Source organism: Sphingomonas sp. GW821-FHT04B01 (genome assembly GCF_059420425.1).
The window spans coordinates 33,282-46,614 of record NZ_JBWKTR010000006.1 but is presented as its reverse complement, the minus strand read 5'-3'; the positions used below and the strand labels follow the sequence as shown (position 1 = coordinate 46,614).

Below are 13,333 nucleotides of genomic sequence, written 5' to 3'. Positions count from 1 at the left end.
TCCGCGCCCGGCCGTGCCGTTAGGGACGTTTGGGCGTTGTGGTTTGCGTAACGGCCGGTCTACCATGACCGGCCTCACCAGCGGGGCCTCACCCGCGACAAGGAAGTTTGAATGACGAAACTGAGCGGTGGCGACTCGAAGAGCACCCTCTACTGCTCGTTCTGCGGCAAGTCGCAGCACGAGGTCCGCAAGCTGATTGCCGGACCCACCGTGTTCATCTGCGACGAGTGCGTCGAGCTGTGCAACGACATCATCCGTGAGGAGACGAAGTCGGCGCTGGTGTCCAAGAAGGATGGCGGCGTGCCGACTCCGCAGGAGATCTGCGATGTCCTCGACGATTACGTCATCGGCCAGAAGCGCGCCAAGCGCGTGCTGTCGGTGGCGGTGCACAACCATTACAAGCGGCTCAACCACGGCGCCAAGGGTGCCGACGTCGAGCTGAGCAAGTCGAACATCCTGCTCGTCGGCCCGACCGGCTGCGGCAAGACGCTGCTGGCGCAGACGCTGGCGCGCATCCTCGACGTGCCGTTCACCATGGCGGATGCGACGACGCTGACCGAGGCGGGCTATGTCGGCGAGGATGTCGAGAACATCATCCTGAAATTGCTCCAGGCGTCCGACTATAACGTCGAGCGCGCGCAGCGCGGCATCGTCTATATCGACGAGATCGACAAGATCAGCCGCAAGGCCGAGAATCCGTCGATCACCCGCGACGTGTCGGGCGAGGGTGTGCAGCAGGCGCTGCTCAAGCTGATGGAAGGCACCACCGCGAGCGTGCCGCCGCAGGGCGGGCGCAAGCATCCGCAGCAGGAATTCCTGCAGGTCGACACGACGAACATCCTGTTCATCTGCGGCGGCGCCTTCTCGGGCCTCGAGAAGATCATCGGCGATCGTTTGCAGGGCAAGTCGATCGGCTTTGGCGCCTATGTGGCGGCGCCGGAGGAGAAGCGCACCGGCGAGCTGCTGCGCCAGACCGAGCCGGAGGATCTGCTCAAGTTCGGTCTGATCCCCGAGTTCGTCGGTCGTCTGCCGGTGATCGCGACGCTGGAGGATCTCGACATCCCGGCGCTGGTCAAGATCCTGTCCGAGCCGAAGAACGCGCTGGTGAAGCAATATCAGAAGCTGTTCGAGATGGAGCAGGTCGAGCTGGACTTCACCGACGATGCGCTGGTGACGGTCGCCAAGAAGGCGATCGAGCGCAAGACCGGTGCACGCGGGCTGCGTTCGATCCTCGAGGCGATCCTGCTCGACACGATGTTCGACCTGCCCGGCATGGACGGCGTCGACGAGGTGATGATCGACAAGGACGTGATCGAGGGCCGCAAGGAACCGATCCGCGTCTATGCCGAGAAGAAGAAGGATGGGGCGGGCGCCGCGGCCTGATCCATTCCTATGGACATGATGAGGAGGGGCGTCGCGCGAGCGGCGCCCCTTTTTCGTGGGGCGGTGGCTGGTCACTGGTATCTCTGGCATTGCCACATTGGTCGAGAGGCGATGGCGCGTCCGCCCCATCTTTAGTGTCCCCGCGAAGGCGGGAACCCAGGGCCAAGCGGAACACCGTCCGGTAGCGTGCGGGACTCCTGGGCTACCGCCTGCGCGGGAGCACTGGCGAGGTTTTGCGCGGGAGCACTGGCGAGGTTTTGACGCGTGCTCGTGCCCGCGGGAGCGCGATAGCCAAAAAATTCCGCACCTTCGCAAGGTGCATTCGACGTTTTGCAGACGCCCGCCTTTGCCGGGTCGCCGGGAGGATTTGCAAAAGTCCGTGGCGGGCCGGGGTGATGGGTCGGGCGGGCCGCGCTTCCCATTCGAGAGGTCGTAGTTGCCGGCGAAAACGACGGCGTGACATCGTTCACGCGTCGCATCGCCTCATCCGGCGTTAACGTTGCCGGCCCCACGGGGGCGTTCAAACGACGGAGCGACGATGGCAACGACACGGATCGAGACCGCACCCGGCCTCAGCCCCTTATGGCACGAAGGCCGCGGACCGCTCGCGATACTGCCGCCGCTGCTGTTCCGCGACCGGCGGCCGTGGCTGGCGATCCTCGTCGGCTGGCTGCTGACCATCGTCGGCAGCATCGCGCTGAGCACCGCGATCGATCATTTCGTGCCGGGCAATCCCGGGCCGGATCTCGGCGACACCTCGGGACCGGTGAAGCTGTTCCTCGTCGCCGGCTTCAGTCCCGTCGTCGAGACGCTGATCATGGCGGGCGTCCTCAGCCTGTTGCTGCGCTGGCTGAGCGGGTGGCAGGCGGTCCTGGCGAGCAGCGCCTTGTGGGGAATTGCGCACAGCCTCGCCTCGCCGTGGTGGGGGGCGGTGATCTGGTGGCCGTTCCTGATCTTCTCGACGCTCTACGTGACATGGCGGCCGCGCGGCTTCTGGTGGGCAGTCGGCGTCGTGGTGGCGGTGCACGTCCTGCAGAATCTCTTTCCGGCGATCCTGCTCGTCATGGGCGACTGACCGCCGCCGGCGAAACAGGCGTGGCGCCCGCCGCGTCGGCGTCCTAGACCCGGAGCGACGCCAGAAAGACGAGCCGGACCACGACCTTATCGGAACGCTACCATCGCGACGGCCATGTCGGCCTGCCGCACCTGTTCGTGCCCGAGGTGCTGCTCGCTTTCTACCGGATGATGCAGGCCGATCTGCAGGCGGCGGGGCGCCCGTTGCAGAGCTTCACCGCTCGCGGGCCGTTGCTGCGCCAGCCGGCGATCGAGGTCTATGCGTTCCAATATGCGCCGATGCTCACCTTCCTGTGGGGGCTGACGCCGCGGGTCGCCGAGGTGGTGGGGTGCGAGCTGCTGCCGACCTATGCCTATTTCCGCGCCTATCAGCAGGGCGACGTCTGCCGGGTCCATTCGGATCGGCAGGCGTGCGAGCACAGCCTGTCGCTGACCATCGCTTACGGTGACGACCGGCCATGGGCGCTGTCGGTCGCGACCGAGCGAAGCGAGGTGCCGCAGCCGCAGGTCAGCGACGATTTCGGCACGCAACCCTATGCATCGGTGGCGATGCAGCCGGGCGACGGGGTATTGTATCAGGGGACGCACCACCGGCACGGCCGGCTCGAGGCCAATCCCAACAGCTGGTCGGCGCACCTCTTCCTGCATTGGGTGGAGAAAGACGGGCGCTATCGCGATCAGGCGTTCGACCGGCCGGCGCAGGCGCGCGCCGCACAGGGGCGGTAAACGGGACCGGCGACGCTTCCATCGCCACCGGCCCCGGAACGGTCAGGCCTTGCCGATCTGGTCGGTCTGCGCGGCGCTGTCCGGTCGCGCCGGGCCGAGGATCGGTTCCTCGCCGAGCGGTTCGTTGCGGAACACGGTATATTCGCCTTTGCCGTCGACCGAGGGACCGCTGGTCCAGCGTCCCTCCGGGAAGGTGCCGTCGACCGAGGTCGCGTAGAAATTATAGTTGTTCTGATTGTCCTCCTCGCTTTGCGGGAAGCTGTTCGGAACCGGCGCCTGCACGGTCATCCCGCCAAGTTCCTCGACCACCGCAAGCCATTGATTCTGGTGCATCGTATCGCGTGCGATCATGTAGTGGAGCATCTTCTTCATGCCCTCGTCATGCGCCGCGTTGAACAGGCGGACGGCAAGGACGCGGCCGGTACTTTCCGCCGCGACGTTCGCATACATGTCCGCCGCGATATTGCCGCTGGCGTAGATGTGACTCATGTTGAAGGGCACGCCGTCGGAATCGATCGGCATCGCGGCCAGACCGCTCGACAGCAGGTTCTTGTGGATCAGCCCTTCGATGATGTGCCGCGGCCGCTCGCCGCCCATCACCGCACCGACGATCCCGTCGGCTGCGCCCTCTTCCTGCAAGGAGGCAGGGGCCTTGTCGAGGTTGAGCGCGACTGCGGTCGCGAGCATCTCGATATGGCCGATCTCTTCGGTCGCGGTGTGCAGCAGCATGTCGCGGTAGCGCGTATCCGGCGCCCGATTGCCCCAGGCCTGAAAGAAATATTGCATGCAGACGCGGATTTCGCCTTCGACGCCGCCGATCGCCTGTTGCAGCATGCGCGCGAATTGCGGGTCCGGCTTCTCGACGGTCACGGGATATTGCAGGCGCTTGTCGTGATAATACATGGCGGAGTCTCCGGCTGTTCGGGAAGGAACGTGTCGGCCTCTCGCCGACTGTGATCCAACCCGCGATGCCGCCGTGGGTTTATTGCGCAGACAAAACAAAACCCAACAATCGTAGTAACTTAGATCATCAACGCGATGTCTTGTCGGTGGCCATTCGATTGCTCTTGATCCGTATCAAAGTGTTAATGGCAGTCCGCTGTGGCGATCATTGCGGACCTTTTCGCGGCGCAAAAGCATTGGCCTTGCGTAACGATCTGGAGACGAAAGCATGACCGTGACCAAGGGCTGGATGGGGCTGCCGCCATGGGCGATCCTGTTCCCGGCGCTCGGCGTGCCGGTGGTGCTGCTGTCCGTCTATGCGATGGGGACGGTCGGCACGATCGTCGCCGCGGTCGTGTTGATCGGCGCGGTCGTGGCGGCGGTGCATCATGCGGAAGTCGTCGCGCATCGCGTCGGCGAGCCGTTCGGGACCTTGGTGCTGGCGATCGCGGTGACCGTGATCGAGGTGTCGCTGATCGTCTCGCTGATGCTGTCGGGATCGGGCGACGTCGCCGCGCTGGCGCGCGACACGGTGTTCGCGGCGATCATGATCATTTTGAACTTCATCATCGGGTTGTGCCTGCTGACCGGCGGGATCACGCATGGCGAACAGCGCTTCACGCTGCGCGGGATCAGTGCCGCGCTGGCGACGCTCGCCGCGCTGGTCGTCCTGTCCCTGATCCTGCCCAATTACACGACCAGCGCGGCGGGGCCGACCTATGCGCCGTCGCAATTGATCTTCGTCGCGATCGTCAGTCTGGTGCTCTACGGCACGTTCGTACTGGTCCAGACGGTGCGGCATCGCGACTATTTCCTGCCCGCGGGCGATATCGCGCCGGAAGAACATGCACCGCCGCCGAGCGACCGCACCGCGTGGATCGCGTTCGGCATCCTGCTGGTCGCGCTGGTCGTGGTGGTGCTGCTCGCCAAGGGACTGTCGGCGCAGGTCGAGGCGGCGATCCTCGCCGCCGGACTGCCGCTGGCGATCGTCGGCGTGGTGATCGCGGCGCTGGTGCTCGCGCCGGAAAGCCTCGCCGCCTATAATGCGGCGCGGCGCGACCGGTTGCAGACCAGCCTCAACCTCGCGCTGGGATCGGCGCTGGCGACGATCGGACTGACCATCCCGGCGGTGGCGATCGTCAGCCTGGTGCTCGGTCTGCCGCTGGCGCTGGGGATCGGGGCGAAGAGCATGACGCTGCTGGCGCTGTCGCTGTTCGTGACGACGATCTCGCTCGGCACCGGACGGACCACGGTGCTGCAGGGCGTCGTGCATCTGGTGATCTTCGCGGCGTATCTGTTCACCACGGTGGTGCCGTAGAGGCGCGCGTCGCCTAGCGCGGGTCGCATATGAACGTTCATGTGGGCGCACCGCCTTCCAACCCCACCCCGTCACCCCGGACTCGTTCCGGGGTCCACCCTGCGGCGAGGAGAACGGCTTGAAGGGGGACCATTCTCTTGCGGCCCGGTAGACCCCGGAACGAGTCCGGGGTGACGAATAGAATGTGGAAGCGGCTCGATCCTCGTCCCCGCAGCCAAACGCGATAGCCCTGCCTTGGCGGGGAAGGAAGTTTCGCCAAGCTTGGAACGTCGATCCGGCCTATCGCGGCCGCTGGCGGCTGGCGAGCCACAGTCCGCCGGCGATCTGTGCGAGCGCATAGAGTTGCCGCCGGCCGGGACGGTCGACGAACGGCGCGACCGTCTTCTCCGCGCCGAGCGCCTCGTCCTTCCACAGATCGACGTGGCGACGCGGCTGGAGGAGGCCGACGAGGCCGTCGCCGACCATGAAGATTGCCGCCATTTCGGCAGCGCGGGCGGTCCAGGGCTGGGTCGTCATCGCAGGCTCCTCGGTCACTTGGGTTTGGGCTGCGCGGCCTTCCACGCCTGATAGGCGTCGATCGCGTCGTCCTGCTTGAGCACGCGTGCCATCGGATCGACGACGACGTGCGCGCCCGCCGGCACGGTGATCGTTGCGACGCCTCCGGTCATCGCCACCTTCTGGACGACGTCGTCGACCGACACCTCGACCGGCAGCGGGAAGGGCTTGTTGGTCGCCGAGGTCCATTTCAGCGTGAGCTGCGTCGCATTGCGCGTCGCGGTCAGCTTGGGCAGCGCCGCCTGGTAGAGATAGACGTCGAAGAACCACTGCCAATCCTGCCCCGTCACCTGCTTGACGTAGCCGATGAACTCGGGCGTCGTGCGGAACACGGGCTGGAAATTGCCCGGAGCGGGATCGGCGCGGCCGTAGACGGTCCAGCGCAGGATCTCGTCGAATTGCTTGTCGCCGATCGCGTTGCGCAGCGTGTGGAGTACCCACGCGCCCTTGTAATAGATGTCGCCGCCGCGGCCCGGCGCGGTCTTGTAGACGTCGTCGGCGGTCTGCGGCTTGCCGGCGACCAGCGCCGACTGGTTGAGAATCTTCGGCCGCATGTCGAGCATCATCGCCGCGTAGCGCGCGTCGCCGTCGCGCCAGCGGCCGTAGAGCGGCTGCATATATTCGGTGAAGCCCTCGTGCATCCAGAAGTCGTCCCAATTGGGCGCGGTCATCTGGTTGGCGAACCATTCGTGGCCGAATTCGTGCTGGAACAGCCAGTCGAAACCCTCGGGCGCCTTGGCATAGTCGTTGCCGTAGGCGTTGATCGTCTGGTGCTCCATGCCCTTGTGCGGGGTCTCGACGACGCCGACCTTCTCGTTTGCCCAGGGGTAGGGGCCGACGACGCTTTCGTAGAAGTCGAGCGTCGGCGCGAATTCGGCGAACAGCTTCTCCGCTTTCTCCTTCTCGCCGGGCAGATACCAATAATACATCGGTATCTCGTTGCCGTATTTGCTCTTGTAGGTGCCGGTCAGCTCCTCATACGGGCCGACGTTAAGCGCGATCGTATAGGGGTTGGGGTGCGCGACCTCCCAGTTCCAGGTGCTGCGGCCGTCGTCGAGATGGTCGACGCCGAGCAACTTGCCGTTCGACGGCGCCTTCAGCCCCTTGGGCACGGTGATGTGCAGCGTCACCTTCTGCGGCTCGTAGGTCGGATAATCGATGCACGGCCAGAACAGGTCGCAGCCCTCGCCCTGCACCGCGGTGGCGATCCACGGACTGCCGTCGGGCGTCTTGGCCCACACGAAGCCGCCATCCCACGGCGCGCGCACCGCGGTATGCGGGCGGCCGCCATAGGTGATCTTGACGGTGAGCTTGGCGTCCTTGGCGGCCTTCTTGACCAATTTGATCGTCATCCGGCCTTCGGGGTTGCTGAACCCCGCCGAATCGACGCCGTCGACGGTCACTGCGGTGACGGTGAAATTCTTGTCGAGATCGACCACCAGCCGGTCGATCCGCTCCTTGGCGGTGAAGACGAGCGTCGCGGTGGCGTTGATCACCTCGCGCTCGGGATCGACCTCGAACTGCAGGTCGGCGGTGTCGAACGTCACCTTCTTCTGCGCGGCGTCGAGCGGCCCGCCCGAGGCGGCGGTCTGTGCGCTGAGCGACGGCTTGCCCGGTTCGGCGGCATAAGCGCTGGCCGACAGCAGCAATAGGGCGGCGAACGGCAGGCGTAGCGGCATTCTGTACTCCCGGATGGAAGCGGCGGGTTTCGGCGCTCGGCGGAAGGATGACAAGACCTGCCGTGCCGTGAGCGCGACGATTGATGGATACGCCCCGATCCCCATATAGTGTATCAAAGCCACCCCGTTCGAGGTGGCACCGGAGTATCCATGATCACATTCCCCGTTCTGCCGCTGCGCGACATCGTCGTGTTCCCGCACATGATCGTGCCGCTGTTCGTCGGACGCGACAAATCGGTCGCCGCGCTGGAAGCGGCGATGGGCGCGGACAAGGAGATCTTCCTCGTCGCGCAGCTCGACCCCGCCGAGGACGATCCCGGCCGCGAGGACCTGTACGAGGTCGGCGTCACCGCGACCGTGCTGCAATTGCTGAAGCTGCCCGACGGCACCGTGCGCGTGCTGGTCGAGGGCAAGGCGCGTGGTCGCCTGGGCGAGCTGTCGGAGGGCGACGGCTTTCTGCAATCGACCGTCGAGATGCTCGAGGAGCGCGAGGCGGAGGGTATCGAGGTCGAGGCGCTGATGCGCTCGGCGGTCGAGCAGTTCGAAACCTATGCCAAGCTCAACAAGAAGCTGCCGGCCGAGACCGCACAGCAGCTCGGCGAGATCACGAAGGCGTCGAAGCTCGGCGACGCGATCATGGCCAACGTGCAGGTCAAGGTCGCCGACAAGCAGGCGCTGCTGGTCGAGCTCGATCCCGTCAAGCGGCTGGAAATGGCCTATGCGCTGATGGAAGGCGAGCTCGGCGTCCTGCACGTCGAGAAGAAGATCAAGAGCCGCGTCAAGCGCCAGATGGAGAAGACGCAGCGCGAATATTATCTCAATGAGCAGCTGAAGGCGATCCAGCGCGAGCTGGGCAATAGCGACGACGAAAGCGACGGCGACGAGATCGCCGAGCTGACGCAGAAGATCGCGACGCTGAAACTCAGCAAGGAGGCGCGCAGCAAGGCGACGTCGGAGCTGAAGAAGCTCAAGACCATGGCGCCGATGAGCGCCGAGGCGACCGTCGTGCGCAATTACCTCGACGTGCTGCTCGGCCTGCCCTGGGGCAAGAAGTCCAAGATCAAGAAGGATATCGCCGCGGCGCAGGCGGTGCTGGACGAGGACCATTATGCGCTGGAGAAGGTCAAGGACCGGATCGTCGAATATCTCGGCGTGCAGGCGCGCACCAACAAGCTGAAGGGGCCGATCCTGTGCCTCGTCGGCCCGCCGGGCGTCGGCAAGACCAGCCTCGGCAAGTCGATCGCCAAGGCGACCGGGCGCGAGTTCATCCGCCAGAGCCTGGGCGGCGTGCGCGACGAAGCCGAAATCCGCGGCCATCGCCGTACCTATATTGGCTCGCTGCCCGGCAAGATTGTCACCAACCTCAAGAAAGCCGGCACGTCCAACCCGCTGTTCCTGCTCGACGAGATCGACAAGCTCGGCCAGGATTTCCGCGGCGATCCGGCGTCGGCGCTGCTCGAGGTGCTCGACCCCGAGCAGAACGGCAAGTTCAACGACCATTATCTCGAGATCGACATCGATCTGTCCGACGTGATGTTCGTCTGCACCGCCAACACGCTCAACCTGCCGCAGCCGCTGCTCGACCGGATGGAGATCATCCGCCTCGAAGGCTATACCGAGGACGAGAAGGTCGAGATCGCCAAGGGCCATCTGATCGAGAAGCAGATCGAGGCGCACGGCCTGAAGCCGGGCGAATTCACGCTGACCGACGACGGCCTGCGCGCGCTGATCCAGAAATACACGCGCGAGGCGGGCGTACGCACGCTGGAACGCGAGATCGCGCGGCTGGCGCGCAAGGCGCTGCGCCAGATCCTCGAAGGCAAGGTGACGAGCGTCACGGTGACGCCCGACAATCTCGGCGAGTTTGCGGGCGTGCAGAAGTTCCGCCACGGGCTCGGCGAGACCGAGCATCAGATCGGTGCGGTCACCGGCCTTGCCTGGACTGAGGTCGGCGGCGAATTGCTGACGATCGAGAGCGTCACCGTGCCGGGCAAGGGCGCGGTCAAGACGACGGGCACGCTGGGCGACGTGATGAAGGAATCGGTGCAGGCCGCCTTCAGCTTCGTCCAGGCGCGCAGCCCGAGCTATGGCATCAAGCCGTCGCTGTTCCACCGCAAGGATATCCATATCCATCTGCCCGAGGGGGCGGTGCCGAAGGACGGTCCGTCGGCGGGTATCGGTCTGGTCGTCTCGATCGTCTCGACGCTGACCGGCGTGGCGGTGAAGAAGGATGTCGCGATGACCGGTGAGGTCACTTTGCGTGGCCGCGTGCTGCCGATCGGCGGGCTCAAGGAGAAGCTGCTCGCGGCGCTGCGCGGCGGCATCACCACGGTGCTGATCCCGCAGGAGAACGAAAAGGATCTCGCCGACATTCCGCAGAACATTAAGGACGGGCTGACCATCGTGCCGGTCGCGCATGTCGACGAGGTGCTCAAGCTGGCGCTGACCGAACCGCTGTCGGCGATCGAGTGGACGGATGCCGATGAACTCGCCGCATTGCCCCCGGCGGGGGTTGCGCCTGCGGGCGGTGAGTTGCATCACTGACCCAAGGGCGGCTAGGCCGTCGTTAACGTTTTGAAACCGCTGCGCCTTACAGAGCGCAACGGTATCGATTGACTCTGCCGGTCGGGGCGGCCTTATTGGTCGTTCTGGCTTGGCAATGATTCTTCTTAGGGTTCGAAGGGGGCAGTATTCCATGAACAAGCAAGAGCTGATCGCGACGGTCGCGGACACCTCGGGGCTCGCCAAGGGCGATGCGATCAAGGCGGTGGAAGCGGTCTTCGATGCGATCACCGACAGCTTGAAGAAGGGCGACGAGGTTCGTCTGGTGGGGTTCGGCACCTTCTCCGTCTCCAAGCGCAAGGCGTCGCAGGGCCGCAATCCCCGCACGCTGGAGCCGATGACGATCAAGGCGTCCAACCAGCCCAAGTTCAAGGCCGGCAAGGGGCTTAAAGATTCGGTGAACTGAGACTGGACAGCGGCGGCGGCTGCCCGTAAAGGCCCGCCTCCGACAAGTTTCGGGCGCGTAGCTCAGCGGTAGAGCACACCCTTCACACGGGTGGGGTCACAGGTTCAATCCCTGTCGCGCCCACCATATCAGCCCGTCCGATCGCATGATCGGCGGGCTTTTTGGTTTCTGGCGACGATGCGTCGCGGCCGGCGCGCCGGGCGTGGGGCAGTCCGGTCCTCGCTTTGGTCGTTGCGGATCGGGAACAATCGCCCGATCTCCGGATTAAGCTCTTCAGTTCAAAGGGAGAGAGATCATGGTAGACTATACGACCGACCGTAACGGCGACCGCGTCATCGTCGAGCGCCGCGGCGGCGCGGGCCGTGTGCTGGCGATCGTGGCCGTGGTGGCGATCATCATCGTCGCTCTGCTGTTCCTGACCGGCTTCTGGAGCGCGGACGTCACCAAGAAGGGCTCGCTGCCGACCGTCGACGTCAGCGCCAAGGGCGGCTCGCTGCCGGCGGTGGATCTCGATTCGAAGAAGGTCGTCGTCGGCACCAAGGAAACCACGGTCGAAGTGCCCAAGGTCAAGACCGAGAAGGAAACCGTCTCGGTCCCCGCGATCGGCGTGACGGAAGGCAAGAAGTAAGCTTCCCGGCTTGATGCGTGGCGGGCGTCCTCCGGAAGGAGGGCGCCCGTTTTGCGTTTGGGGGCAGGGGGCGAATTCCTCCCTCGCTTTAGCGGGGGTGGGGGGGCGCCCGCGTCAGCGGGTGGTGGAGGGGGCGTTTCCGCATAGGCCACGTTTACCGTATCCTCCCCCTCCGTCAGGCCTCCGACCTGCCACCTCCCCCTGGCGGGGGAGGAGTTTCACTGGCATTCAGTGGCTTGCGTCCCATGCGCCGCGCTGTCCCCCAGCCGCTGCCGTAACAAACTCGTCACATCATCGTCACCAAAACGTCTCCTGAATCTCATTCAGGAGTCATTTACCGCTCGTACCGGGGCTCCAGGGAACGGTCGAAGGGGGAGCCTCGGCCGGCCGTCACAACGACTACGACCGGGAGCTTTCGATCATGGCGAGCCACACGCGCATCGGCGCAATCCTCATGGCCTCAACCGCGTGCCTGGCGCTCGCCGGCTGCGGCGGTGCCGACAGCGTCGCCTCGCCGGGTGCGGGCAGCGTCGTCATCGTCAGCCCGACGCCGACGCCGACCGCGCCCACCCCGACGCCGACCCCCTCGGCGATCACCGCCGCGCAATTCGCCGCAGCGACGACCGTCAACAGCATCACGATCACCGCGGACGAGCAGCTCGCGATCGTCAACGCGGGCAGCAACAACAACGTCAACGGCACCGGCTCGACGCTCAACGGCGTCTATCCGACCTCCGCGACCTCGCTGACCACGGCGGCCGATCCGTCGGCGATCAACGCCTTCTTCACCCGGACGAATTACGTCGGTGCGCTGAGCGGGCCGAGCGATACCAGCTTCCAGGGCTGGACCTGCAATTCGACCGCAGCGGAGTTCGGCGGCAGCGGTGCGCGCTGCACGGCGGTGCCGGCGATCGGTACGCTGGCGAGCGGCGCGGCCTGCCCGACCGGCACCACCACCGCGAGCGGTGCGGCGAACACCGCCACCGCGGCGACGATCGGCGGCTTCAAGGTCTGCGACATCCCGCAGGCGATCACCACCAGCCTGACGCTGCCGCGCATCGCCGGCATCGCCTATCGCTTCACCGGCCAGACCGAGGTCGGCACCGATCTCGGCGCGAGCGGCGGCACCGGCGTGACGCTGACCGTCGAACCGGGCGTCACCGTCTTCGCCAACGCCAATGAATCGACCAACGACCTGCTGCTGATCAACCGCGGATCGAAGCTCAACGCGATCGGTACCGCCAGCGCGCCGATCATCTTCACCTCGCAGCAGAACGTCAGCTCGGCGACCGGCGAATCGGAGACCAGCCAGGGCCATTGGGGCGGCATCATCCTGCTCGGCCGCGCACCGACCGCGGTCTGCGCCACCGGCAGCGGCGGCAGCAACGCGACGCCGTGCCAGCTCGCGATCGAGGGCGTCACCGGCCGCTTCTACGGCGGCACCGACACCGCCGATTCGAGCGGCACGATGTCCTACGTCCAGATCCGCTATTCGGGCATCGCGATCAGCGACGGCAACGAGCTGCAGGGCCTGACCCTCGGCGCGACCGGCTCGGGCACGACGCTGGACCATATCCAGAGCCACAATTCGGCGGATGACGGCATCGAGATTTTCGGCGGCACCAGCAACCTGAAATATATCGCGATCACCGGCGCCGACGACGACGGCTTCGATATCGACAACGGCTATCGCGGCTTCATCCAGTTCATGATCGCGGCGCAACGGACCAGCGGCGCGACCGTCGACAGCTTCTCGACCGAGATCGACTCGAACAACGCCGAGGACCTGCTGCCGCGCACCTTCGCGACCTACGCCAATTTCACCTTCATCCAGACGGCGCTGGCGCCCGCCGCGATCCGCCAGCGTGGCGGCTCCGACATGCGCTTCGTCAACGGCGTGGTGAAGACGGTGAACAACGTCGCCTGCGTCAACATCATCGCCGGCGAACAGACCAGCGGCGGCCGCAGCACGGTCCGTCCCGCCGACTCGGCGTTGCAGGACTTCGGGCCGCCGTCGTTCAACTCGGTCTATTTCGCCTGCCAGGGCCGCTGAGGCCATG

The 13,333-nt window shown here is 65.5% G+C and carries 11 protein-coding genes and 1 tRNA gene; 9 read left to right on the top strand and 3 right to left on the bottom strand.

What is annotated here, in order from left to right; translation table 11 throughout:
* Positions 1-111: 111 nt before the first annotated feature.
* From clpX to AC07UH_RS14460, 3 genes are all read left to right on the top strand, one after another.
* Complete coding sequence (gene clpX / locus AC07UH_RS14470; RefSeq protein ID WP_037533125.1) at positions 112-1,383, top strand: ATP-dependent Clp protease ATP-binding subunit ClpX; 1,272 nt, start codon at positions 112-114, stop codon at positions 1,381-1,383.
* A gap of 538 nt (positions 1,384-1,921) precedes the next feature.
* The gene (locus AC07UH_RS14465) at positions 1,922-2,458 is read left to right on the top strand and encodes a hypothetical protein (RefSeq protein WP_137899664.1); all 537 of its coding nucleotides are present in this window, start codon (positions 1,922-1,924) and stop codon (positions 2,456-2,458) included.
* A 137-nt stretch (positions 2,459-2,595) separates the two neighbouring features.
* A complete protein-coding gene (locus AC07UH_RS14460) occupies positions 2,596-3,183 on the top strand; it encodes a hypothetical protein (protein ID WP_495180807.1) in 588 nt (195 codons plus the stop codon).
* A 42-nt stretch (positions 3,184-3,225) separates the two neighbouring features.
* Here AC07UH_RS14460 and AC07UH_RS14455 read toward each other — a convergent pair whose 3' ends face one another.
* Positions 3,226-4,086, bottom strand: coding sequence for a manganese catalase family protein (locus tag AC07UH_RS14455; RefSeq protein ID WP_495180806.1), 861 nt, complete (start codon positions 4,084-4,086; stop codon positions 3,226-3,228).
* Between the two features lie 268 nt (positions 4,087-4,354).
* On the opposite strand from AC07UH_RS14455, the gene AC07UH_RS14450 reads away from it, so the two are divergent.
* Positions 4,355-5,443, top strand: a complete 1,089-nt coding sequence (locus AC07UH_RS14450; protein WP_495180805.1) for a calcium:cation antiporter — start codon at positions 4,355-4,357, stop codon at positions 5,441-5,443.
* A gap of 279 nt (positions 5,444-5,722) precedes the next feature.
* Here AC07UH_RS14450 and AC07UH_RS14445 read toward each other — a convergent pair whose 3' ends face one another.
* A complete protein-coding gene (locus AC07UH_RS14445; protein ID WP_495180804.1) occupies positions 5,723-5,959 on the bottom strand; it encodes a hypothetical protein in 237 nt (78 codons plus the stop codon).
* Positions 5,960-5,973: 14 nt separating this feature from the next.
* Positions 5,974-7,677, bottom strand: a complete 1,704-nt coding sequence (locus tag AC07UH_RS14440) for a M1 family metallopeptidase (RefSeq protein WP_495180803.1) — start codon at positions 7,675-7,677, stop codon at positions 5,974-5,976.
* Between the two features lie 150 nt (positions 7,678-7,827).
* Here AC07UH_RS14440 and lon point away from each other — a divergent pair, with 150 nt between their 5' ends.
* The 5 genes from lon to AC07UH_RS14415 all read left to right on the top strand — a co-directional run bounded on the left by lon (position 7,828) and on the right by AC07UH_RS14415 (position 13,326).
* Complete coding sequence (gene lon, locus AC07UH_RS14435; protein ID WP_495180802.1) at positions 7,828-10,221, top strand: endopeptidase La; 2,394 nt, start codon at positions 7,828-7,830, stop codon at positions 10,219-10,221.
* 151 nt (positions 10,222-10,372) lie between these two features.
* Entirely contained in the window at positions 10,373-10,645 is a 273-nt protein-coding gene (locus AC07UH_RS14430; protein ID WP_038661816.1) for an HU family DNA-binding protein, read from the top strand.
* A gap of 51 nt (positions 10,646-10,696) precedes the next feature.
* Positions 10,697-10,771, top strand: a tRNA-Val gene (locus tag AC07UH_RS14425).
* Positions 10,772-10,940: 169 nt separating this feature from the next.
* Positions 10,941-11,273 (top strand): hypothetical protein, encoded by a 333-nt coding sequence (locus tag AC07UH_RS14420; protein ID WP_137899658.1) that lies wholly within the window; start codon positions 10,941-10,943, stop codon positions 11,271-11,273.
* Positions 11,274-11,694: 421 nt separating this feature from the next.
* Positions 11,695-13,326, top strand: coding sequence for a beta-helix domain-containing protein (locus tag AC07UH_RS14415; protein ID WP_495180801.1), 1,632 nt, complete (start codon positions 11,695-11,697; stop codon positions 13,324-13,326).
* Positions 13,327-13,333 lie beyond the last annotated feature (7 nt).

Bases quoted from the DNA above. Each gene is read 5' to 3' on its own strand.
- AC07UH_RS14415 (WP_495180801.1), top strand. From the start codon at position 11,695: ATGGCGAGCCACACGCGCATCGGCGCAATCCTCATGGCCTCAACCGCG.
- AC07UH_RS14465 (WP_137899664.1), top strand. From the start codon at position 1,922: ATGGCAACGACACGGATCGAGACCGCACCCGGCCTCAGCCCCTTATGG.
- AC07UH_RS14455 (WP_495180806.1), bottom strand. From the start codon at position 4,086: ATGTATTATCACGACAAGCGCCTGCAATATCCCGTGACCGTCGAGAAG.
- AC07UH_RS14430 (WP_038661816.1), top strand. From the start codon at position 10,373: ATGAACAAGCAAGAGCTGATCGCGACGGTCGCGGACACCTCGGGGCTC.
- AC07UH_RS14440 (WP_495180803.1), bottom strand. From the start codon at position 7,677: ATGCCGCTACGCCTGCCGTTCGCCGCCCTATTGCTGCTGTCGGCCAGC.
- clpX (WP_037533125.1), top strand. From the start codon at position 112: ATGACGAAACTGAGCGGTGGCGACTCGAAGAGCACCCTCTACTGCTCG.
- AC07UH_RS14445 (WP_495180804.1), bottom strand. From the start codon at position 5,959: ATGACGACCCAGCCCTGGACCGCCCGCGCTGCCGAAATGGCGGCAATC.
- lon (WP_495180802.1), top strand. From the start codon at position 7,828: ATGATCACATTCCCCGTTCTGCCGCTGCGCGACATCGTCGTGTTCCCG.
- AC07UH_RS14420 (WP_137899658.1), top strand. From the start codon at position 10,941: ATGGTAGACTATACGACCGACCGTAACGGCGACCGCGTCATCGTCGAG.
- AC07UH_RS14450 (WP_495180805.1), top strand. From the start codon at position 4,355: ATGACCGTGACCAAGGGCTGGATGGGGCTGCCGCCATGGGCGATCCTG.